The 23,402-nt window shown below is 72.5% G+C and carries 17 protein-coding genes and 1 tRNA gene; 17 read left to right on the forward strand and 1 reads right to left on the reverse strand.

Features of this window, described 5'->3' with window-relative positions; genetic code table 11:
* Positions 1–104 precede the first annotated feature (104 nt).
* The 16 genes from bldG to GXW83_RS01745 all read left to right on the forward strand — a co-directional run bounded on the left by bldG (position 105) and on the right by GXW83_RS01745 (position 21,483).
* Positions 105–446 (forward strand): anti-sigma factor antagonist BldG, encoded by a 342-nt coding sequence (bldG, locus tag GXW83_RS01670; RefSeq protein ID WP_123497656.1) that lies wholly within the window; start codon positions 105–107, stop codon positions 444–446.
* A gap of 96 nt (positions 447–542) precedes the next feature.
* On the forward strand, positions 543–974 hold the full coding sequence (locus GXW83_RS01675) for an ATP-binding protein (RefSeq protein ID WP_182441093.1): 432 nt from the start codon (positions 543–545) through the stop codon (positions 972–974).
* Positions 975–1,273: 299 nt separating this feature from the next.
* On the forward strand, positions 1,274–3,727 hold the full coding sequence (locus GXW83_RS01680; protein ID WP_182441094.1) for a sodium-translocating pyrophosphatase: 2,454 nt from the start codon (positions 1,274–1,276) through the stop codon (positions 3,725–3,727).
* Positions 3,728–3,958: 231 nt separating this feature from the next.
* Positions 3,959–4,669 (forward strand): small secreted protein, encoded by a 711-nt coding sequence (locus tag GXW83_RS01685; protein ID WP_182441095.1) that lies wholly within the window; start codon positions 3,959–3,961, stop codon positions 4,667–4,669.
* Positions 4,670–4,693: 24 nt separating this feature from the next.
* On the forward strand, positions 4,694–6,307 hold the full coding sequence (locus GXW83_RS01690; RefSeq protein WP_370466532.1) for a methyltransferase: 1,614 nt from the start codon (positions 4,694–4,696) through the stop codon (positions 6,305–6,307).
* A gap of 137 nt (positions 6,308–6,444) precedes the next feature.
* Entirely contained in the window at positions 6,445–6,864 is a 420-nt protein-coding gene (locus tag GXW83_RS01695) for a DUF3592 domain-containing protein (RefSeq protein WP_182441096.1), read from the forward strand.
* 534 nt (positions 6,865–7,398) lie between these two features.
* Positions 7,399–10,278 (forward strand): type I DNA topoisomerase, encoded by a 2,880-nt coding sequence (gene topA, locus GXW83_RS01700; protein WP_182441097.1) that lies wholly within the window; start codon positions 7,399–7,401, stop codon positions 10,276–10,278.
* Positions 10,279–10,502: 224 nt separating this feature from the next.
* Complete coding sequence (tmk, locus tag GXW83_RS01705; protein WP_182441098.1) at positions 10,503–13,877, forward strand: dTMP kinase; 3,375 nt, start codon at positions 10,503–10,505, stop codon at positions 13,875–13,877.
* A 72-nt stretch (positions 13,878–13,949) separates the two neighbouring features.
* Complete coding sequence (locus GXW83_RS01710; RefSeq protein ID WP_182441099.1) at positions 13,950–15,146, forward strand: DNA polymerase III subunit delta'; 1,197 nt, start codon at positions 13,950–13,952, stop codon at positions 15,144–15,146.
* A gap of 104 nt (positions 15,147–15,250) precedes the next feature.
* A complete protein-coding gene (locus GXW83_RS01715; RefSeq protein WP_182441100.1) occupies positions 15,251–16,333 on the forward strand; it encodes a hypothetical protein in 1,083 nt (360 codons plus the stop codon).
* 50 nt (positions 16,334–16,383) lie between these two features.
* On the forward strand, positions 16,384–17,961 hold the full coding sequence (locus GXW83_RS01720; RefSeq protein WP_182441101.1) for an alpha/beta hydrolase: 1,578 nt from the start codon (positions 16,384–16,386) through the stop codon (positions 17,959–17,961).
* A gap of 78 nt (positions 17,962–18,039) precedes the next feature.
* Positions 18,040–18,726, forward strand: a complete 687-nt coding sequence (leuE, locus tag GXW83_RS01725) for a leucine efflux protein LeuE (protein ID WP_182441102.1) — start codon at positions 18,040–18,042, stop codon at positions 18,724–18,726.
* 69 nt (positions 18,727–18,795) lie between these two features.
* Positions 18,796–18,872 (forward strand) — tRNA-Thr (locus GXW83_RS01730).
* A gap of 332 nt (positions 18,873–19,204) precedes the next feature.
* Positions 19,205–20,035 carry a hypothetical protein gene (locus GXW83_RS01735; protein WP_182441103.1) on the forward strand — a complete coding sequence of 277 codons (831 nt, stop codon included), beginning with the start codon at positions 19,205–19,207 and terminating at the stop codon, positions 20,033–20,035.
* Between the two features lie 111 nt (positions 20,036–20,146).
* A complete protein-coding gene (locus tag GXW83_RS01740; RefSeq protein ID WP_225447411.1) occupies positions 20,147–20,545 on the forward strand; it encodes a BlaI/MecI/CopY family transcriptional regulator in 399 nt (132 codons plus the stop codon).
* A gap of 11 nt (positions 20,546–20,556) precedes the next feature.
* Complete coding sequence (locus GXW83_RS01745) at positions 20,557–21,483, forward strand: M56 family metallopeptidase (protein ID WP_182441104.1); 927 nt, start codon at positions 20,557–20,559, stop codon at positions 21,481–21,483.
* 60 nt (positions 21,484–21,543) lie between these two features.
* Here GXW83_RS01745 and GXW83_RS01750 read toward each other — a convergent pair whose 3' ends face one another.
* Positions 21,544–22,143, reverse strand: coding sequence for a cation transporter (locus GXW83_RS01750; protein ID WP_182441105.1), 600 nt, complete (start codon positions 22,141–22,143; stop codon positions 21,544–21,546).
* 394 nt (positions 22,144–22,537) lie between these two features.
* Between GXW83_RS01750 and GXW83_RS01755 the strand changes: the two genes are divergently transcribed.
* Entirely contained in the window at positions 22,538–23,341 is an 804-nt protein-coding gene (locus GXW83_RS01755; RefSeq protein ID WP_182441106.1) for a phosphate ABC transporter ATP-binding protein, read from the forward strand.
* The last annotated feature ends 61 nt before the right edge of the window (positions 23,342–23,402 follow it).

Raw genomic sequence — 23,402 nt, forward strand, 5'->3', positions numbered from 1 at the left:
GGTATCCGCCCCACCGTCGGCCAAGATTCGCAACAATGCCATCGTGGCAGCGTGCCCCGCACCAGCGGGACGTGGTGGCGCGAGAGCAAGGTGCTGGAGGTTCCGTGGACCTGTCCCTGTCGACCCGTACCGTTGGCGACCGCACGGTTGTCGAGGTGGGGGGCGAGATCGATGTGTACACCGCCCCGAAGCTGCGCGAGCAGCTTGTCGAACTCGTCAACGAGGGTCACTACCACCTGATCGTGGACATGGAAGGCGTGGACTTCCTGGACTCGACCGGACTGGGAGTGCTCGTCGGCGGGCTCAAGCGGGTACGCGCCCATGAGGGTTCGCTCCGCCTGGTCTGCAACCAGGAGCGCATCCTCAAGATTTTCCGTATCACCGGGCTCACCAAGGTGTTTCCCATCCACGGTTCCGTGGACGAGGCCGTAGCCGCAACCGACTGACCCCGCTCGCAGGTGGAGCCAGTCATTGCGGCACCCGGGGCCCCGACCGTTGAGGCCCCGGGCCGGTCCGGAGAAAGCAACCTTCGAGGGGGAGCCATGGCCACCGTCGAACTCCGATTCAGCGCGCTTCCGGAGCACGTGCGGACCGCGCGGCTTGTCGCCGCGGCCGTAGCCCGGCGCGCGGGAGTGGACGAATCCGTCCTCGACGAGGTCCGCCTCGCCGTGGGCGAAGCATGCTCGCGCGCGGTCGGACTGCACCGCCGCCACAGTCTCGACGAACCCGTTCGGGTGAAACTCATCGAGCAGGAGAAGCGGTTTCAGATCGAGGTCGGCGACGGCGTCGGCGGCAAGCACGCCGCGGACGACGGCCACGCGGCCGACGGCGCGGCCGTGGACGACGCCGCCGAGGCCGCGATGGGCCTCGCCGTGATCAGCGGCCTGGTGGACGACCTGGACATCGGCAGCGACGACGACGGCGGGCTGATCCGGATGAGCTGGCCGCTGGCCGTCCACCCGGTCCTGCCCTGAGCCCACCCGGTCCTGCCCGAGCCCATCCGGTCATGGCTGTCCCGTTCCGCATGCCGGTAAACGTCCGTTTGGGCACTATCGGCACCAGGATCGGATGATCTGTCAGCTCACAAGAAAATCATGGCGGTTACCGCCCTCATCCCTGCGCATACCCTGTTTTGATCAGGCCGCGATTCCTAGAATCGCGGCCTGTCGTGTTGGCAACACTGGGATGCGACACGGCACAACCTCGCCCGCGCTGCCGAGCGGCGACCACCTGCTGCCTGCCCGGCGCACGAGCCAGACGTCAAGGAGGACGAATGGCCGGGCTCTTCTCAACCGGTGCTCCAGCCACCACAGGTGCCGTGCTCACCGGCACCGACCAGACCGTCGTCGTCATCGTCGCAGCCGTCGCCCTCGCCGCTCTCGGCGTGGCCTGGGTGCTCGTCCGCCAGGTCCTCGCCGCGGACGAGGGCACCGAGGGCATGAAGCGCATCGCCGCCGCCGTCCAGCAGGGCGCGAACGCCTATCTCGCACGCCAGTTCCGCACCCTCGGCGGCTTCGCCGTCGCCGTGGTGTTCCTGTTGCTGCTGCTCCCCGCCGACGACTGGTCGCAGCGGATCGGCCGCTCGGTCTTCTTCCTGGTCGGGGCCCTCTTCTCGGCCATCACCGGCTATGTCGGCATGCAGCTCGCGGTGCGCAGCAACGTCCGCGTGGCCGCAGCCGCCCGCGCCGCGACCGCCGATCCGGGCGGTGCGGGCAGCGCGGCCACAGATGCCACTGCCGGTATTCCTGCCACACCGGACGCAGTCGAAACATCGGAATCCCACCCGGCCGTGAGTTCCCACCGAGCGATGCGGATCGCCTTCCGTACCGGCGGTGTCGTCGGCATGTTCACCGTCGGCCTCGGCCTGCTCGGGGCCTCCGTGGTGGTGCTGATCTACCGGGAGAACGCCGCCAAGGTGCTGGAGGGCTTCGGCTTCGGCGCGGCGCTGCTGGCCATGTTCATGCGCGTCGGCGGCGGCATCTTCACCAAGGCCGCCGACGTCGGCGCCGACCTGGTCGGCAAGGTCGAGCAGGGCATCCCCGAGGACGATCCGCGCAACGCCGCCACCATCGCCGACAACGTCGGCGACAACGTGGGGGACTGCGCCGGGATGGCCGCCGACCTGTTCGAGTCCTACGCCGTCACCCTGGTCGCCGCGCTGATCCTGGGCAGGGCCGCCTTCGGCGACGACGGCCTGGCCTTTCCGCTGCTGGTGCCCGCCATCGGCGTGGTCACCGCCGTGCTGGGCATCTTCGCCGTCTCGCCGCGCCGGCGGGACCGCAGCGGCATGACCGCCATCAACCGGGGCTTCTTCATCTCGGCGGTGTTCTCGCTGGTCCTGGTCGTCGTCGCGGTGCTGGTCTTCCTGCCCTCGCGCTTCTCGCAGCTCAAGGGCGTCCCGGCGGCGATCACCGGGCACGGCGGTGATCCGCGGGTGTTCGCGCTGGCGGCCGTCGCCATCGGCATCGTCCTGGCCGCGGTGATCCAGCAGCTCACCGGCTACTTCACCGAGACCAACCGGCGTCCGGTGCGGGATGTCGGCAAGACCTCGCTGACCGGCCCGGCCACCGTGGTGCTGTCCGGGATCTCGCTGGGCCTGGAGTCCGCCGTCTACTCCGCCGCTGTCATCGGGGCGGCCGTGTACGGGGCCTATCTGCTGGGCGGCGGCTCGCTGACGCTGGCGCTGTTCGCGGTGGCGCTCGCCGGGACGGGGCTGCTGACCACCGTCGGCGTGATCGTGGCCATGGACACCTTCGGCCCGGTCTCCGACAACGCCCAGGGCATCGCCGAGATGTCCGGCGACGTCACCGGCGCGGGCGCGCAGGTGCTCACCGAACTGGACGCCGTCGGCAACACCACCAAGGCGATCACCAAGGGCATCGCCATCGCCACGGCCGTGCTGGCCGCCACCGCGCTGTTCGGCTCGTACACCGACGCCATCAACACGGCTGAGGCCCAAGTCGGTTCGGCTGCGCACGGGTTGAGCCTGAGCCTGGACATATCGCAGCCGAACAACCTGGTCGGGCTGCTGCTCGGGGCGGCCGTGGTGTTCCTGTTCTCCGGCCTCGCCATCAACGCGGTCTCCCGCTCGGCCGGTTCGGTGGTGTTCGAGGTGCGGGAGCAGTTCCGGACCCGTCCCGGCATCATGGAGGGCACCGAACTGCCGGACTACAAGCGGGTCGTGGACATCTGCACCCGCGACGCGCTGCGCGAGCTGGCCACCCCGGGGCTGCTGGCGGTGCTGGCGCCGATCGCCGTCGGCTTCCTGCTCGGCGTCGGCTCGCTCGGCTCGTACCTGGCCGGGGCGATCGGCACCGGCACGCTGATGGCGGTGTTCCTGGCCAACTCCGGCGGCGCCTGGGACAACGCCAAGAAGCTGGTGGAGGAGGGCAACCACGGCGGCAAGGGCAGCGCCGCGCATGAGGCGACCATCATCGGCGACACCGTCGGCGACCCGTTCAAGGACACCGCCGGACCGGCCATCAACCCGCTGCTCAAGGTGATGAACCTGGTGTCGCTGCTGGTGGCGCCCGCGATCGTCAAGTTCAGCTTCGGTACGGACGCCAGCGTCGGCCTGCGGGTCGGCGTCGGGGCCGGCTGCGTCGTGGTGATCGTCGCCGCGGTGTGGATGTCCAAGCGCCGGGACATCGCCGTCGGCGCGGAGCCCACCGCCGGCGGCGACCCGCTGGCCGGCGAGGCGTCGCCGCATCCGGCCCCGGCGGCCTGACCCCGGCCGGACGCGGTCCGGCGGCCCCGGTTCGTCGAAGCCTGCGCGGTACCGGCCGCGACGGCGTCGACGACCGGCGCGACGACCGGCTGCCGAGCCGGGTGCGAAACCGGGGTCAATCGTCCCATCCACGACACTTTTCCGCATCGGATGCCCGGCACCGCCCGGCGGCCCTGTAGGTTCCCTGGCTGGACCTGGTGCACGCCGGGCGCGTGTGGAGGAGAGGAATCCGTGGTGTCGAAGACGTGGCTGAGGCTTGCGATTCCGGCCGTGCTGGTGGCCCTGGGAGCCACGGCGTGCAGCGGCGACAACACCAAGCAGCTGGACGCCTGGGCGACCACCCTGTGCGGCAGCATGCAGGGCCCGGTCCAGCAGTCGAACGCAGCCCTGGCCGACACCGGCACGGTCAAGCCCGGCGAGACCCCGGCGGCCCTGCAGACCCGGCTCGCCGCCGACCTGGGCACCCTGGCCACCGCCAACACCCAGATCGCCCAGGCCGTCCAGAAGGCCGGTGCGCCCAAGGTCGACAACGGCGCCCAGACCCAGGCCGCGGCGGTCACCGAGCTGAACCAGGCGGCCGGCGGCTACACCTCCGTCCAGCAGGCCGTCTCCGCGCTGCCGGTGGACGACCAGGCGAAGTTCGCGGCGGGCCTGAAGGGCGTCGGCGACAAGGTGCAGCAGCTCGCCGAGCTGTCCACCTCCGCGCTGCAGAAGCTCCAGGCGGGTGCGCTGGGGACGGCGCTGGCCAAGCAGCCCGGCTGCAAGAGCACCACCGCCGCGGCCACCGGCACGGCCGCGCCGGTGCCGTCGGCGAGCGGCCCGGCGGCCACCGGCTCCGCGTCCGCCTCGACCGGCTACCGGACGGGCAGCAGCGCCGCGGCGTCCGCCAAGCCCGGCGGCTCCGGCTCCGCCGCACCGGACGCGTCCGCTTCCGCGCACTGACGCCCGCCGGGGGACAATGTCCCGGTGACCAACAGCACCGCGCCCACGCCCCCGCCCGCCCCCCTGCGCCCGGCCGTCGACGCCGCTCTCGCCGCCCGGCTGCGGGCGGCCTTCGTCGCCGCCGACTTCACCGCCGACGGCTGCCTCGACCTGCTCGGCGCCCCCGCCTACGCGGCCCTCGCCCGCAGCGAGACGGTCCCGGCGCTGCGGGCCACCGGCGGCGGCACCGCCCGGGAGACCCTGCTGCGGCTGTTCCTGCTGCAGCGCCCGGTGCCGTACGCGGCGGCCGAGGCGGCGGGCCTGCCGGTCCAGGAGTGCCTGGCCGACGGCTGGCTGACCACAGCCCCGGGCGAGGCCGCAGCGCCCGACGACGCCGACCCCGCCGCTGTGCGCCTGGTGCGGGCCACCGTCGACATCCGCCCCTACGCCAACGACATCGTCGGCACCGACGACGCCGGTGACGCCTGGATCGTGTCCGACCTCGGCTGCTCGGTCGGCGGCGCCGGCGGCATCGGCTCGGTCGGCGGGGTGCCGCGCGCGGAGCTGGTGCTGGGCGTGGGCGGCGCGTCCACCACGCTGGCCAACATCACCGTGCGCCGCCCGGTGCGCCGGGTACTGGACGTGGGCACAGGCTCGGGCGTGCAGGCCCTGCACGCCGCCCGGCACGGGGCGCAGGTGGTCGCCACCGACGTCAACGCCCGAGCCCTGCACTTCACCCGGCTGACGGCGGCGCTGTCCGGCCTGGCCAACGTCGAGACCCGGCAGGGGAGCCTGTTCGAGCCGGTGGGCGAGGAGACCTTCGACCTGATCGTGTCCAACCCGCCGTTCGTGATCTCCCCCGCCGGGCGCTTCACCTATCGCGACGGCGGCATGGCGGGCGACGACCTGTGCGCGGCCCTGGTGGCCGAGGCCGGGCGGCACCTGGAGCCGGGCGGCTACTGCCAGTTGCTCGCCAACTGGCAGCATGTGCGCGGCGAGGACTGGCGGGCCCGGCTGTCGGGCTGGATCCAGGGCACCGGCTGCGACGCCTGGGTGATCCAGCGCGAGGTCCAGGACGTGTTCCAGTACGCCGAGTTGTGGCTGCGGGACGGCGGCGACCACCGCGAGGACCGGGCCCACTACGACGCCCGCTACCAGGAGTGGCTGGACGCCTTCGAGGCCGCCAAGGTCGAGGGCGTCGGCTTCGGCTGGATCACCCTGCGCCGCGCCCCCGAGGGCCGCGAGCCGGTGGTGCTGGCGGAGGAGTGGCCGCACCCGGTCGAGCAGCCGCTCGGCCCGGAGGTCGAGCGCTGGTTCGCCCGGCAGGACTTCCTGCGCGACCACGACGACGCCGCGCTGCTCGCCGCCCGCTACCGGCTCGCCGACGAGGTGGTCCAGGAGCAGATCGGCGTGCCCGGCGCGGAGGATCCCGAGCACGTGGTGCTGCGTCAGAACCGGGGCATGCGCCGGGCGACCAAGGTGGACACCGTCGGCGCGGGCTTCGCCGGGGCCTGCGACGGCAGCCTCCCGGCCGGGGCCATCCTGGACGCCATCGCCCAACTGGTGCAGGAGGACCCGGTCGGGCTGCGCGACCGCACCCCGCAGCAGATCCGGATGCTGGTCGAGCAGGGCTTCCTGGTCCCGGTGGCGCTCGACTGACGCCGCCCTGCCCCGCCCAGTCCCGCCCCGCCGCAGGCGCTGTTCACCTGCCCGACGCCTGGGTGCCGCCCGCCGTTCCGTGGGTACTGACAGGGTGACGGCCCTACGGGTCGGATCTCTGTGCGGTTGGGGCGGGTGTGGGCACTCCACTGGGCTTGTTCACCGGGGCGTTCTTCACCCTGTTCGGGCTCGGCGTGCTCACCTGGTGCGTCACCGAGGTCCGGACCCGGATCGTGCTGCGCGGCAGCGGGACGCCGGCCACCGCGCGCGTGGTGGCCGGCCCGGGGCCCGCGCTGGACCACGCCGACACCTCCCCGCTGCTGGCGTTCCACGTCGAGGGCCGCGGCGAGATCGTCGCCCGGCCGCGCGGCTGGACGACGATACGGCGTACGCCCGCGCTGGCCGTGGACGCGCTCGTCCCCGTCTCCTACGATCCGGCGCGCCCGGAGCGGGTGGCCGTGCACGGCGTACGCCAGGCGCGCAGCGACGTGTTCTGGCTGCTGCTCGGCGCGGCCTTCACCGTCTGCGGCGTGCTGCTGCTGGTGGCAGCGGTGTAGCGTCCCGGGAGCGGGCCGCTGCGGCCCGGCGGACCGCCGACGGATCACGTCCGGACCGACGCCGGACCGCTTCCGGACCGCTTCCGACACGCCCGATGTGTCGTATCTTCGCCCCACGCCACCCCGGCCGGTCCTACTATCCGGCTTATGTCGATCTTTCCTTTCGGGGCGCGGTGCGCCCCCAGCAGCGGGCCCGGCGGCCCGGAGAATCAAGGAAAGTGCAGAACAAAGGCGTCAGAGCGACGCTGGGAGGGCAAGCAGTAGAGCGGTACGGGCGGCACGTGCACCTGTCCGGGGTCAGCCATTCCCTGGTGTTTCTGAGCCATCTCCGTCGCCGTCGACAGCGGTCTGCACAGCGGGAAGGTCCGCTGTCGGGTTACCGTTCGAGTGGCGTCGGGCAGGTTCCGCTGACGGCGGAGCGGCATCAGTCCGTTTGACAAGGGGGACCTGGGTACGGTCACACTCCGCTTTCAGGGTCGTTTCCGTGCGAAGCGGCCCGACCACCCCACACACGACCGGGAGAGAAGAGCGAAGGTGTCCCCGACCAGCGAGACCGCACGCGAAGGACGGCGACTCGTGATCGTCGAGTCGCCGGCCAAGGCGAAGACGATCAAGGGCTACCTCGGCCCCGGATACGTGGTCGAGGCGAGCGTCGGGCATATCCGCGACCTCCCCGGCACCGCCGCCGAGGTGCCCGAGGGCTACACCGGCGAGGTGCGCCGCCTCGGCATCGACGTCGAGCACGACTTCGAGCCGATCTACGTGGTCAACGCGGACAAGAAGTCCCAGGTGGCCAAGCTGAAGTCGCTGCTGAAGGACGCCGACGAACTCTTCCTCGCCACCGATGAGGACCGCGAGGGGGAGGCCATCGCCTGGCACCTCCAGGAGGTGCTGCGCCCCAAGGTGCCGGTGCACCGCATGGTGTTCCACGAGATCACCAAGGACGCCATCCAGGCCGCCGTCAACAGCCCCCGCGAGCTGAACAAGCGCTTGGTCGACGCCCAGGAGACCCGCCGCATCCTGGACCGGCTGTACGGCTACGAGGTCTCGCCGGTGCTGTGGAAGAAGGTCATGCCGAAGCTCTCGGCGGGCCGGGTGCAGTCCGTGGCGACCCGCCTGGTGGTGGAGCGCGAGCGGGAGCGGATGGCGTTCCGCTCCGCGTCCTACTGGGATCTGACCGCGGTCTTCGCCTCGGCCACCGCCGTCGACGGCGACCCCGGCACCTTCGGCGCCCGGCTCTCCTCGGTGGACGGCCGCCGGGTCGCCTCCGGCCGCGACTTCGACTCCCTCGGGCAGCTCAAGCCCGCGTCCGCGCAGACCCTGCACCTGGACGAGGAGGCCGCCCGGGCCCTGGCCGCGGGCCTGGCCGAGGCGACCTTCCGGGTCCGCAGCGTCGAGTCCAAGCCGTACCGCCGCTCCCCGTACGCGCCGTTCCGCACCACGACCATGCAGCAGGAGGCCGGGCGCAAGCTGGGCTTCGGCGCCAAGCGGGCCATGGACGTCGCGCAGAAGCTGTACGAGAACGGCTTCATCACCTACATGCGCACCGACTCGACCACGCTGTCGGACACGGCCATCAGCGCCGCCCGCGCCCAGGTCGAGCAGCTGTACGGCCGCGAGTACCTGCCGGACGTGCCGCGGGTGTACACCGGCAAGGTCAAGAACGCCCAGGAGGCCCACGAGGCGATCCGCCCGTCCGGCGACCGCTTCCGCACCCCGGCCGAGACCGGGCTGCGCGGCGACGAGTTCCGGCTCTACGAGCTGATCTGGATGCGCACGGTCGCCTCGCAGATGAAGGACGCCGTCGGCCAGTCCGTGACCGTCAAGATCGCGGGCACCTCCACCGACGGCCGAGACGCTGAATTCTCGGCCACCGGCAAGATCATCACCTTCCACGGCTTCCTCAAGGCGTACGTCGAGGGCCGCGACGACCCCGACGCCGAGCTGGACGACCGCGAGCGCCGGCTGCCGCCGGTGGCCGAGGGCGACGCCCTGGGCGCGGAGGAGATCAACCCCGACGGCCACGCGACCAAGCCCCCGGCCCGCTTCACCGAGGCGTCCCTGATCAAGGACCTGGAGGACCGCGAGATCGGCCGCCCCTCCACCTACGCCGCGATCATCGACACCATCGTCGCCCGGCGCTACGTCTTCAAGAAGGGCACCGCGCTGGTCCCCTCCTTCCTGGCGCTGGCCGTGGTCCGGCTGCTGGAGGAGCACTTCGGCCGGCTGGTCGACTACGACTTCACCGCCAAGATGGAGAACGACCTCGACGGCATCGCCCGCGGCGAGAGCGCCTCCGTGCCGTGGCTGCGCCGGTTCTACTACGGCGAGGGCGGCGAGGGCAGCCCGGCCTCCTCGGCCGCCGACGCCGGCAACGGCGACGGCGACCACCTCGGCGGCCTGAAGGAGCTGGTCACCGACCTGGGTGCGATCGATGCCCGCGAGATCAGCTCGTTCCCGCTCGGCGACAGCGGCATCGTGCTGCGCGTCGGCCGCTACGGCCCCTACGTGGAGAAGGGCGAGCAGCGCGCCGACGTCCCGGACGAGCTGGCGCCGGACGAGCTGACCGTCGACCTCGCCGAGGAGCTGCTGGCCAAGCCCAGCGGCGTCCGCGAGCTGGGCAAGGACCCGGAGAGCGGCAACGAGATCGTCGCCAAGGACGGCCGCTACGGGCCGTACTTCACCGAGGTGCTGCCCGAGGGCACGCCCAAGACCGGCAAGAACGCGGTGAAGCCGCGCACCCAGTCGCTGCTGTCCACCATGTCCCTGGACACCGTCACGCTGGAGGACGCGCTCAAGGTCTTCGGCCTGCCCCGGGTCGTCGGCACCGACCCCGACGGCGTGGAGATCACCGCGCAGAACGGCCGCTACGGCCCGTACCTCAAGAAGGGCACCGACTCGCGCTCGCTGGAGAGCGAGGAGCAGATGTTCACGGTGACCCTGGAGGAGGCGCTGGCGATCTACGCCACGCCCAAGCAGCGTGGCCGGGCCGCTGCCAAGCCGCCGCTGAGGGAGCTGGGCACCGACCCGGTCAGTGAGCGTCCGGTGGTGGTCAAGGACGGCCGCTTCGGCGCCTACGTCACCGACGGCGAGACCAATGCCACACTGCGGCGGGACGACAGCGTCGAGGACATCACGCCCGAGCGCGGCTACGAGCTGCTCGCGGAGAAGCGGGCCAAGGGCCCGGCGAAGAAGGTCGCCAAGAAGGCCCCCGCGAAGAAGGCGGCGGCCAAGAAGGCGACCCCGGCGAAGAAGACGGCGACCAAGGCGGCGGCCAAGAAGACCACCGCCACCAAGACGGCCACCACGTCAGCGGCCAAGACCGCGGCCACCAAGACGGCGGCCAAGACCGCCGCCAAGAAGGCCCCGGCCACCAAGGCCGCCGCGAGCAAGGCCGCCGCCTCGGCGGAGTAGCACCTGCCGCACCCGTGGCATCCGGCCCGCCGGTCGCGTCCGCCCCCGGCGGCCCGGCGGCCCGGCGGCCCGGCGGCCCCACCGGTCCCACCGGCCCCGCCCAGGTCAACCGGGCGGGGCCGGTGGGGTGTTGGCCCCGGCCGGAGCTCGGACGGGTGTGGACGAGCTGTGCCCACAGGTGGAACGACACCTACGATGTCCGCCCCTCCGGTTAGGCTGGCCGCATGACGAGTGCGGAGCGACCCGGACCCGACCACCCCCAGCCTGCCGCCCGAGCCGACGCCGAGCGCGCGCAGGCTTTCCTGCGCGTGCCCGCGTACCGGCGGATCTGGCGGACGCAGCTGCTGGGCGGAGTCGGCGACCGGCTCGGGCTGCTGGTGCTGCTGGTCCTGGTGTGGACGGCGGCGGGCAGCTCGGGCGCGTTCGGCGGCGGGGAGCGCGGGCTGCTGCTCGCCATCGCCGCGCTGTTCGCGGTCCGGCTGGCCGGCACCGCGCTGTTCGGCGTGGCGCTGCTGCGGCCGGTCGCCCGGCTCGCCCACCGGCTCGACCGCCGCTGGACCCTGCTCGGCCTGGACGCGCTGCGGGCCGCGCTGCTCGCGGTCGCCCCCTTCTGGCTCGGCTGGACCGGCTCCGCCTCGCTGATCTGGCTGCTTGTCAGCGTCCTTGTGCTGGCCGCCGCCGAGCGGGTCGGCACGGTCGTCCGCGAGTCCCTGGGCGTCCAACTCCTGCCCGGCGCCGAGCTCGGCCGCCCGGTCGCGGACCAGCGCCCGGCGCTGCGCCATATCGACCGCTGGACCGGTTACGCCACCGTGCCGTCGGCCGCCGCCGCGCTGGTGGTGCTGATGCTGGTGGAGAACGGACTGGCCACCGGCGTCGGCTGGCTGAACGTCCATCTGGGCGCGCTCCCCGCCTTCGGCGCGGCCGGGCTGTTCCTGGCCGCCGCCGTCCTGCTGTACCGGCAGCAGCTGCCGGCCGCCCCGGCTGTGGCCGCCGGCCCCCGCTCCCCGCTGGCCGACCTGCGCGCCCCCGCCGACACCGCGCTGGGGCTCGGCCCCCGGGGCCGCACCGGCACGTCCGTCGTCTTCAGCTTCGCCGCCACCGGCGCCGTCGCCGCCATGGCCGCGTTCGCCGCCGTGGCGCTGCCGCACGCGTACAGCCTCGGCGCCGGGCCGGTCGGCTTCGGCCTGCTGGTGCTGGCCGCCGTGGCCGGTCCGCTGCTCGGCCTGCGCGTCGCGCCCTCGGTGCTGCCGCTGCTGGGCCGCCGCCGACTGCTGCCGCTGGCCCTCGGCACCGCCGCCGTCGCGCTGATCCTCAGCGGCCTGGTGGTCGACTTCGTGCTGGCCCTGGTCCTGGCCACGGTGGCGGGCACCGCCGCCGGCGTCGCCGCCCGGACCGCCCGGACCCTGCTCGACCAGGAGACCGAGGAGGCCCGACAGCCCAAGGTCGCCGAACACCTGTACGCCATGCTGCGGGTCGCCGTCGGCGCCGCGCTGGTGCTCACCCCGCTGCTGGGCGCGGGCATCGGCCGGCAGCAGTACCAGGACGGCTCGGTCAGCTTCGACCACGGCGGCGCGGGCCTGGCCGTCGCCGTCGTCGGCCTGCTGCTGCTCGTCCTCGCCGTGGTCGTGTTCCTGCGCTCCGACGACCGCCGCCGGGTCGCGCCGTTCAGCCGCGACGTCTGGGACGCCCTGCGCGGCGGCGGCCGACCCGTCCCGCACCGCGCCGGAACCGGCTTCTTCATCGCCCTGGAGGGCGGCGACGGCGCGGGCAAGTCCACCCAGGCCCAGGCCCTCGCCGAGTGGATCCGCAGCAAGGGCCACGAGGTCGTGGTCACCCGCGAGCCCGGCGGCAGCGCCGTCGGCCAGCGGCTGCGCGCCATGCTGCTGGACGTCGGCAACACCGGCATCTCGGACCGTGCCGAGGCGCTGCTGTACGCGGCCGACCGCGCCGAGCACGTCGAGTCGGTGATCCGCCCGGCGCTGGAGCGCGGGGCCGTCGTCATCACCGACCGCTACATCGACTCGTCCGTCGCCTACCAGGGCGCCGGCCGCGACCTCTCCGGCGCCGAGGTCGGCCGGATCTCCCGCTGGGCCACCGACGGCCTGGTCCCCGATCTGACGGTGCTGCTGGACGTCGCCCCCGAGGCCGCCCGCGAGCGCTTCACCGAGGCCCTGGACCGGCTGGAGTCCGAGCCGGTCGAGTTCCACGCCCGCGTGCGCGCCGGGTTCCTCGCGCTGGCCGCCGCCGACCCCTTCCGCTACCTGGTCGTGGACGCCGGACAGCCGGTCGCCGAGGTCACCGCCGCCATCCGGCACCGGCTCGACCGCGAACTGCCGCTCTCCGAGCAGGAGAAGGCGGCCCGGGCCGAGCAGGAACGGCTCGCCCGCGAGGCCGAGGCCGCGCGGCTGGCCGCCGAGGCCAAGGCCAAGGCCGAAGCGGAGCAGGCCGAGCGGGAGAAGCAGGCGCTGCTGGAGCGGCTCCGGCTGGAGGCCGAGGAGCAGGCCAAGGCCCGACAGGCCGAGGAGGACCGGCGCGCCGCCGAAGCCGCCCGCCAGGCCGCCGAGGAGGCTCGGCTCGCCGCCGAGGCCGAGGCCGACCGCCGGGCCGCGCAGGAGCGGGAGCGCCGCGAGGCCGAAGCCGCCGAGCGCCGCCACCGCGCCGAGGAGCAGGCCCGGCTGGCCGAGCTGGAGCGCCAGCGCGAGGCCAGGCGGCTGGAGGAGCGCCGCCGCGCGGAGGAGGCGCTGCTCCGCGCCGAGCAGGCCCGGCTCGCCGAGGCCGCAGCCGCCGAGGCGGCGGCTCAGGCGGCGGCAGCGTCGTCCGCCGACGCCACGGACGACGCCACGGACGAGCCGTCCGCCGACGCCGCTCACGACGCCACGGACGACCGCTCGGGCGGCGCCTCGGACGACTCCCCGGACGCCGACCTGGCCGAGACCACGGTCATGCCCGCGGTCGCACCCGACGCGCCGACCGTGGAGACGCCGGTGGTCCGCCCCGGCGGCGCGCTGCCGCCGGACGCCCCGACCCAGGTGATCCCCGCCGTCGCTCCCGCCGAGCCGTCGCGGCGGCCGGTCCCGCCCAGGCCCGACCACGCGCCGAAGACCCCGCCCGGCGCGTCCGGCCCGTCCTCCGGTTCGGCCCCCGGTGCGTCCTCCGGCGCGGCGTCCACCCAGGCGTCGGGCGCGGCGTCCGCCCAGGTGTCGCCCAACGAGCGGACGGCGGTGCTGCCGCAGCTGCCCAAGTCCTGGCGGATCGCCAGGCCCCGCAGTGAGGAGAGCGTCCAGGACAAGGTCCCCGACTGGCTGTTCCGGCCGCAGGAGCCGCAGGAGGAGACCGTCGAGACCGCCGCGCCCCCGGTCGATCGCACCCGGGAGCTGCCCAAGGTCACCCAGGAGGGCGCGGCCCCGCAGGCCGCCGGTGATCCCGACGCCACCACCCTGCTGCCCCGGGCCCGCTACGACTGGGCCGAGGAGACCCCGCTGGACAATCTGCCCAGCCTCACCGACGAACTGCTGGGCTCCCGCGACGAGTGGGCGCAGTGGCACGACAACGGCGAGGAGGGCCCGGAGCCCGAGGGCCGGGGCCGTTCGCGGCGCTGACCGGCGCGCGTTGTCGGTGCCGCCCGCTAGGGTCGGTGGCAGCAGGGAGAGAAGCAGAACCGGAGTGGCGACGTGAGCGTGTGGGACGAGCTGATCGGCCAGGACGCGGTGGTGGAGCCACTGGTCTCCGCCGCCAGGTCGGCGCGGGCGGTGCTGTCCGATGACGGCGGCGACGCCTCCGCCATGACCCATGCCTGGCTGTTCACCGGCCCGCCCGGCTCGGGGTGCTCGACGGCCGCCCGGGCCTTCGCCGCCGCGCTCCAGTGCACCTCGCCCGACCTGGAGCTGGGCGGCGTCCCCGGCTGCGGCTTCTGCGAGGGCTGCCACACCGCGCTGATCGGCAGCCACGCGGACGTGGAGACGGTGCGCACCGACGGGCTCAGCATCGGCGTCAAGGAGACCCGCGAGCTGGTCCGCAGTGCGTCCATGTCCCCGGCCGTGGGCCGCTGGCAGGTGATCATCCTGGAGGACGCCGACCGGCTCACCGAGGGCGCGGCCAACGTCCTGCTCAAGGCCATCGAGGAGCCCGCGCCGCGCACGGTCTGGCTGCTGTGCGCGCCGTCGGTGGAGGACGCCCTGCCGACCATCCGCTCCCGCTGCCGACTCCTGGTGCTGCGCTCTCCGGCGGTCGCGGCGGTCGCGGACGCCCTGGTCCGCCGGGACGGCATCGACCCGGAGACGGCGGCCTTCGCGGCCCGCGCCGCGCAGGGCCACATCGGCCGGGCCCGGCGGCTGGCCACCGACGCGGCCGCCCGCGAGCGCCGCGCCGAGGTGCTGGCCCTGCCGCTGCGCGTCGCCGACCTGGGCGCCTGCCTGGCCGGGGCGCAGAGCCTGGTGGACTCGGCCGGCGCCGACGCCAAGCAGGTCGCCGAGGAGGTCGACGCCAAGGAGACCGAGGAGTTGCGGGCGGCGCTGGGCGCGGCGGCGGGCGTCGGCGGCCGGATGCCGCGCGGTACGGCCGGGGCGATGAAGGAGCTGGAGGACCGGCAGAAGCGCCGGGCCACCCGTACCCAGCGCGACAGCCTGGACCGGGCGCTGATCGACCTGTCCTCCTTCTACCGCGATGTGCTGGCCCTGCAGTTCGGCTCCACCGGCGAGCTGACCTGCGAGGATCTGCGCCCGTCGGTGCAGCGGGTGGCGTCCGGCTCCACCCCGGAAGCGACCCTGCGGCGGATCGAGGCGGTCCTCGGCTGCCGCGAGGCCCTGGAGCGCAACGTCGCCCCGCTGCTCGCGGTGGAGGCGATGACGGTGGCCCTGCGCGCAGGGTGAACCGCGTGCGGAGGTGTGGCCGCCGGGGAGCGGTTGATCCCCCGATCGGGTGAGACTTGGCCTGCGACGTGGGCACGGCGGGCCGGTGCGGGGATGCCCCCGAAGTGATCTCTGCGGTCCTGCTGGTGGCAGGTGTGTCGGCGGCTGTCTGGCTCGGTGTCCGCGCGCTGCGCTCCTGGCGGGAGCAGCGCGCCGTGCTGGCCTACGAACTGACGCCGCGTTACACCGGCGTCGCGGTGCGGCTGACCGCCGCGCTGGCGGCGGTGGGGTGTGCGCTGACCGGCGGGGTGCAGTACCTGGACGCCCGCCACCAGCCCGGCACCGGATCGGCGGTCTCGGCCATGGCCGCAGGCCGAAGCGTCGCCCAGGACGCGGACCCGGCCAGGCCCGGCTCGCTTCCCGGCTCCGCGCGCCCGTCCACCGCCGTCCCGCCGTCCGCCTCGTCCGCGCCCTCGACGCCTTCTGCGCCGTCCGCGCTGTCGGCTCCTTCCGCGCCGCCGACCGTGGTCGGCCACCCGGCCGGCGGCGAGCTGCTCGAGGGCACCCTGCCCGGCTGCCCCGGACGCCTGCGCATCTGGCTGCCGCCGCAGTACGCCCGCCGGACCCACCCGCTGCAGACCCTGGTCGTCCTGGCCGACCAGCAGGACCTCCCCGACCTGCTGTCGGGGCTGGCCGCCGCGGTGGACGAGGGCCGGGCCAATCCGCTGGTCGTGGTCGCGCCCGAATCCGCCCCGGGCAGCGCCCCGGCCGCCGACGGCTCGGCGCAGCCGGACGCCCCGCGCCTGCATGCCGCCATGCTGCAGGCGTTTCACGTGGAACCTTCCGCGCACGGCTGGGCGGTGCTCGGCCTGGATGCGGACGCCCGCGGCGCGGTCGCCGCCGACCTGGCCCACCCCGACTGGTACGCGGCCGGCGTGGGCGTCGACGGCCGTTACGAGGCCCTCCCGCCCGGGCTGCTGTCCGCCGGCGGTTCCGGGGTGCGGCTGCTGCTGGCCGACACCCAGCGGGACACCGCCGGGCAGCAGTCGGCGGCGCGGCTGCGCCGGGCGCTGACCTCGGTTCCGCAGGCCGACGTACGGTTGTCGGACACCGTGCGCGACCTCACCGACCAGAGCGAACGAGTCCGGCTGGCGCGGCTGTCTGCCGCCTACCTCGCGGAGCAGATGGCCACGGACACGCGTCCGTGACTGTCCGCAGCGTTGTATACCCTCTGCGTATTCAAGGAGTGGGAGAAACCATGAGCAGGTTGCGGCGCGCCGCGACGGCGGTACTGGTGGTCGCGGGTCTGGCGTTGAGCGGCTGCAGCTCCGCGTCCGCCCCGTCCGCCGCTTCGGGTTCGACGTCCGGCGGCACCCCGCCCTCGGGCGATTCGGCCTCGGTCGCGGTGCTTCAGCCGCTGCCCGCGGCCATCCCGGCGGACCTCCAGCGCTACTACACGCAGAAGTTGCAATGGAGCCCCTGCGACAGCGGCTTCCAGTGCGCGACGATGAAGGTCCCGCTGGACTACGCCGACCCGGCGGCCGGGGACATCACACTCGGCCTGGCCAAGAGCCCGGCCGCCGGGAACGGTCACAAGCGGCTCGGCTCGCTGCTGATCAACCCGGGCGGCCCGGGCGGCTCGGCGGTCGAGTACGCGGAGTACGCCGCCCAGACCTACCCCGCGCCGGTCCGCGACGCCTACGACTTCGTCGGCGTCGATCCGCGCGGGGTCGGCCGCAGCACGCCGGTGACCTGCCTGACCAACCGGCAGATGGACGCGTTCACGGCGGTGGACACCACGCCGACCACGCAGGCGCAGATCGACCGGCTGGTCGCGGCCGACAAGGAGTTCGCCCAGGGCTGCGAGCAGAAGTCCGGCAAGCTCCTCGCGCACGTCAGCACCGTCGACGCGGCCCGGGACATGGACGTGGTGCGGGCGCTCCTGGGCGATCCCCGGCTCAACTACCTGGGCAAGTCCTACGGCACCTTCCTCGGCGCCACCTACGCCGGCCTGTTCCCGAGCCGGGTCGGCACCATGGTGCTGGACGGCGCGATGAACCCCTCGCTCAGCGCGCTGCAGCTCGACAGCCAGCAGGCGGGCGGCTTCGAGACCGCGTTCAACGCCTTCGCCCGCGACTGCGTGAGCCACAGCGGCTGCCCGCTGGGGCGCACCGCCGCCGCGGCCGACACCGGCCTGGACACCCTCTTCACCTCGCTCAGCGCCCGTCCGCTGCCGACCGGCCAGCCCCGAATGCTGGACGAGGCCCTGGGCATGACCGGGGTGATCGCGGCCATGTACGACCAGGAGCAGTGGCCACAGTTGAGAGCAGCGCTCTCGCAGGCCGAGCGCGGCAACGGCGCGGGCCTGCTGGCCCTCTCCGACCAGTACTACGAACGCGACCCCTCCGGCCAGTACAGCAACCTGATGTACGCCAACGCCGCCGTGGACTGCCTGGACCTGCCCACCGCCGCCACCGACCCGCAGCAGGTCGAGCAGCAGCTGCCCGCCTACCAGGCGGCCTCGCACCAGTTCGGCGCCTCGCTCGCCTGGTCCGGCCTGACCTGCGCGTACTGGCCGGTCAAGGCCACCGGCGAGCCGCACACCATCCCGGCCCGGGGCGCCGCCCCGATCCTGGTGGTCGGCACCACCCGCGACCCGGCCACCCCCTACGCCTGGGCGCAGGCCCTGGCCGCCCAGCTCGACTCCGGCACCCTGCTCACCTACAACGGCGACGGGCACACCGCCTACGCCCGGGGCAGCTCCTGCGTGGACACGGCGGTGAACACCTACCTGCTGACCGGACGCACCCCGCCCAAGGGGACCGTCTGCCGGTAGGGGCCCTCCGGTAAGGACCGAACAAGTGCCACAATCCTTCCATCGCACCAATGGCTGGTGCGGCGGAGGGATTGTGGCATGTTCGGCGTCATCAACTACGGCACCTATGTGGCAGGCGCACTGCTGATCATCCTGCTGCCCGGTCCCAACTCGATGTACGTCCTCGCCGTCGCCGCCCGCAAGGGGGTCAGGACCGGCTTCCGCGCCGCCACCGGGGTCTTCGTCGGCGACACCACCCTGATCGTCCTCACCTCGCTCGGCGCCGCCTCCCTGCTGCGCGCCACCCCGCTGGTCTTCGACGCGGTCAAGCTCCTCGGCGCGGGCTACCTGCTCTTCCTCGGCTACGGCATGCTCCAGTCCGCCCGCCACCTCTGGCACACCCCCCCCGTCACTGCCACCTTCGCCGCTACTTCCTCCGGTGCTGCCTCCGCTGCCTCCGCCGCCACCCCCGACGACGAACGCGAGCGCCCCTTCCGCCGGGCCCTGCTGGTCAGCCTGCTCAACCCGAAGGCCATCCTCTTCCTGCTCTCCTTCTTCGTGCAGTTCGTCGCCCCCGCCGACCACACCCCGGCCCTCGCCTTCACCATCCTCGGCGCCACCCTGCAGAGCTTCAGCGTGCTCTACCTCACCACCCTCATCCTCGGCGGCACCTACCTCGCCAACGCCTTCCGCCGCCGTCGCCGCCTCTCCGCCGCCCTCACCACAGGCGTCGCCGCCCTCTTCATAGGCTTCGCCGCCAAGCTCGCCACCGCATCCGCCGGCTGACCCCACCCGTCACGACCACCCCCGCCAGCTGTGTAGACTGTCCACCGTTGCCGATCGCAAGACCGGCTCGCCGCCTTAGCTCAGTTGGCCAGAGCAACGCACTCGTAATGCGTAGGTCTCGGGTTCGAATCCCGAAGGCGGCTCCAGGCAGGTCCAGGTCACATAGCCCGTGACCTGGGCCTTTTGCCATTCCGATACCTATCTCGTGGCCGTATAAGGGGCTTTGCAGGCAACATGATCTCCCCCGGTGGACATTCGGTGGACGAGCGTGCAGAGAGCGTGCAGAGCGTGGACTGGGAGGGTTCGCGCTGGGTGCGATGAGGTGGGGCGGATGGAGACAGCCAGCCAGTGTCCGGTTGGTGCCCGACGCCGGTCGACTTTGGGGGGTTCCCATAAAACCGGGGACGTATCTCGTTTGCTGTGGCTACCCTCAAGCGAGGACGACTTGCCGCGTCAGTCCAGCCTTGCGGGGAGAATCATGCCGATCGGTCTCGACGGCTTCATGCACTCGATCACGCCCCAGCGCGATCCCATCAACCTGTTTCCCAGCATCGGCGTGCACCGACTGACCCTGGGCTTCACTACACGGGAGATGGGCGACAACGGACCGCTCATCTCATTCTCTGGGGAACTGTGGGCGGAGGACATCCCCGGCACACTCGGGTGGATCAGCCCACTCACCCAGCCAGAGCCCCTGAATACCCGTTACGGCGGCGACAATTTGCGGCTGAACGCTAGTGTGACTGACGAACAGCTTCGGCGCCTGGAGCAGGCCCGCGCGTGCCGGGACCTGACCCTTCGCGCAGATCTCGTTGGGGTACGCCTCGACGCAACTGGCACGAGCTGGCCGGTTGGTCAGTGCCAGGTCCGGGTTTCGATTCCGCATGCCGAATGGTCAAAGAAGGTCGAACAGCTTGACGCCGGGGCATACGTGGATGTCCTGGTTCCCATCACCCAGGTTGAAGGACGTGCCATCGCAGCACGGCGCATCCGTGAGGCCCAGTTGGCGATCCGCAATGGCGACTACGAAGGCGCAGTGGGCGAGGCACGCTCTGCGTTGGATGCTGTGCGGCCAGCCTGCAACACGGAGGTCATCTACAACCGGGTCATGAACGGCGGCAGTAAGGCGAAGGAGCGTACACAGGAGGAGCGTTGGGCGGTTCTCATCCAGAGCGCCTACCAGCTGTTTAGCGGCGCGCCGCACGACGACCAGGGCACTACCGAGCACTTCACCTGGACGCGTGCTGACGCGGTAGCTGCGGTGGCCACCTCAGCAGGTCTTCTTGCGCGTCTGGCGGACCTTCCCTAGAGCTTTCTTAGTAGGGCAGCGGGCTGGCGCCAGGGCCCATAGGTGTGGCACAAATGAACCCGAACTGGCGCGTCGGACTTTCCGGCCGAGTGGGGCGAGGGAGTTCTCGTGGTGTTGTCCCGGGGCACGGGGCCCGGTAAGCCGGACGGCTCCAGCGGTTCCCGGCGTCCGGCCGGTGCGCTGGAGGCCGAGGTGCTCACGGTCGTGTGGAGCCATGGGGAGGCGATGTCGGTTAGCGAGGTGCAGCAGGCGCTGTCCGCTGATCTGGCGTACCGGACGGTGCTGACGGTGCTGACCCGGCTGCATGCGAAGGGACTGCTGGAGCGAGTGCCGGTCGGTCGGTCGCACGCCTACAGTCCTCGCCGGGATCCGGCGGAGTTGGCGGCGGAGCGGATGGATGCCGCTCTTCGGGCCGGTCCGCAGCGGTCTGAGGTGTTGCAGCACTTCGTGGGTCGCTTGGAGCCGGACGAGCAGGCGGTGCTGCGCGACCTGCTTGAGCGCGGCGACTGAGGGCGACGGGCATGCGGATCGATGTGTACCTGCTGTTGCTTGCACCGGTGCTGTTCGCCTGGCTGGGGCCGCCGCTGGTGGGGTGGCTGAGTCCGGCGGCGGCGGCTCGCACGCTGACGGCGCTGAGCGTCCTCGCGGCTTGCTCAGTGCTCTGGGCGCTGGTGGTGTTGTGTGTGGGCGGCCTGAGTCGAACCAGTGGGTTGCAGTACTGGCTGCACAGCAACCAGACGGCTCTGGCGGCATCCGACCCGGTGCCACGCAAGGTGGGGATCCTGGCGGTCGTCCTGCTCGGGTTTGTACTGCTGCATCTGGCTGTGGCCGTGGTGCGGCGTGCTCGTGGCGTGCGGGCGGTGGCCCGGGTGGTTGTCGGCTTGACGGCTGCTGGCGACCTGCTGATCCTCGATGATCAGGTTCCGGACGCCTACGCCGTGCCCGGTGGTTTTCGGCGTCCGGGCCGGATCGTGGTGACCACGGGGATGCTCGGCAGCTTGAAGGGGGAGGAGCGGCTGGCTGTCCTTGCGCACGAGCGCTCCCATCTCGCGCACCGCCACCATATCTACCTCGCTGTGGCACAGATGGCGGTGTGTCTGTGCCCTTGTCTGGGGCGGGTGGCCACGCGGATCGCGTTTGTCCTGGAGCGGTGGGCGGACGAGGATGCGGCGGACGTGGTGGGGGACCGGCCGTTGGCTGCCCGTGCGCTGGCCCGCGCTGCCCTGGCGGTGGCCGAGTCCCCAGATGGGGGTGCGCACGGGCCGGGCCGACCGGCGCTGGCCTATGTCGGGCTGCGGGTCTCGGCCCGTGTCGAGGCCCTGCGCACGGAGCGTACGGTCAGCCGCTGGAGTGCGGTGTGGCCGGTCCTGGGCGTGCTGTTGCTGACAGCGTGCCTGTTCAGCGACGTGACATCCGCACTGGCCCACTGCTTCGCGGTCATTGGCTGAGCGCGGGAACCTGGTCCGATGACCGCGAGTGTGGCGGGACTTTGAGCGTTGGCCCCGGCTTCAGTGAGTCAGGGCGGTTCGTGCTTCCTTGACGCCGTAGTAGACGATCACGTATCCGGCCAGCGGATCGGCCCACCAGAGGCCCCAGGCGTTCAGCACAAGGCCGAGCAGGACGGCAGTGGCCAGCAGGCCGTCGATGAACGTCACCCGGCCCTCGGTCTTCAGTACCGGGTTGTCCAGTGCCGTGCCAGTGCGGGCCTTGCCCGCGGCCAGAGTGAACATGACCAGGGCGGTGACCGCGGTCCAGACGATCCCAGTAGCGCTGTGGTGGGCGTGGAAACCGGTGGACAGGGCCCAGGTCGACTGCACCAGCAGGTAGAGCGCCAGCGCCGTGAACGCCCAGCCGATCAGCCGCATGGCCCGGTGCTGGCGGTCCTCACCGGTGCCCGACAGCTCCCAGATCACCACCGTGGAGGCGCCGATCTCGATCAGGGAGTCCAGGCCGAAGCCGGCCAGGGCCACCGAGCGCGCGGCGAGGGCGGCGAAGGCCAGCACGACGATACCGACGACGTTCCAGGTCAGGGTCGTGTATTCCAGGGCGAAGCCTCGCCGCAGCAGACGGGCGGTGTCCGCGGATGCTGCGGATGGAGTCGTGGTCATGGCGGCATCCTGCCAGGTCGGGCCCGGCTGCCTGATGTCGGTGGTGATGCAGGCGATCTCGCACCACCCGGCACGCGAAACGCGTGAAGGGCGAACGGCTGCGTTCAGGGCGCCTGTCCCAATCGGCTTGATGCTGCACGCCGTTGTTCACCTGGCAGGCGGACCATCCATGGCTCGGATCCTTGACAGGGGGTCCCGCGACCTGCGGATTCCGACGGGCGTCGGAGCGTTGCCGGTTCTGTCTTTCCCAGAGGATTGCCCGTTGTTCATCTGCGCGACTGAACTCCTACAGCTGTAGGAGGTTGGCGGTACACGCCTACGCCACTCTTGACTCCTACAACTGTCCCATGATGAGTCAACGAGCGGTACGGCGCTGCGGATCCGGGCGGCGGCGATGAGCGTGGAGACTGGAACGGCCGGTCCCGCAGCCGCCGCCGTGGCCGGCGACAGCGCGATCGAGGTACGGCAGCTGAGTGTCGGCTTCCGCGACGCCGACATCCTGACCGGGGTCAGCCTGGACTTCCCGCGCTTTACCGTGAACGCGCTGCTGGGGCCGACGGGTTCGGGCAAGACGACGTTCCTGCGCACGTTGAACCGGATGAACGACCGGGTGGCCGGGTTCCGCCACAGCGGTGAGGTGCTGCTGGACGGCGCGAGCATCTGGGACCGCGGTGCGCAGTTGATGGTGCTGCGCCGCAGGGTCGGGATGCTGTTCCAGCGGCCCAATCCGTTCCCGATGTCGATCCAGGAGAACGTGGTCGCCGGTGTGCGCGCCCATGGGCTGGCCCGCCGCTCGGAGTTGAAGGAGATCGCCGAGCGCCGGCTGCGCGAGGTCGGGTTGTGGGACGCGGTCAAGGACCGGCTCGGCGGCTCGCCGTTCCAGCTCTCGGGCGGTCAGCAGCAACTGCTCTGCCTAGCCCGGGCGTTGGCGGTCGATCCGCAGGTGCTGCTGCTGGACGAGCCGACGTCCTCGCTGGACCCGCTGGCGACCGAGGCAATCGAGGAGTTGATCCGCGCGCTGGCCCCGGCGCTGACGATCGTGATGGTCACCCACAACCTGGCCCAGGCGTCGCGGGTGGCCGACCGCACCGCGTTCTTCTACCAGGGCCGCCTGGTCGAGCACGGGTCCACGGCCCAGATGTTCGACGCGCCCGCCCAGGAGGAGACCGCCCGCTACCTCAGCGGACGGATCGGCTGACCGGCCTGCCGAACCCACGGGGCTGTGCCCCCGCCCCCTTTGACCCCGCCGCGAGCCCGGT

This window comes from Streptacidiphilus sp. PB12-B1b (assembly GCF_014084125.1).
In the GTDB taxonomy this organism is placed as follows: domain Bacteria; phylum Actinomycetota; class Actinomycetes; order Streptomycetales; family Streptomycetaceae; genus Streptacidiphilus.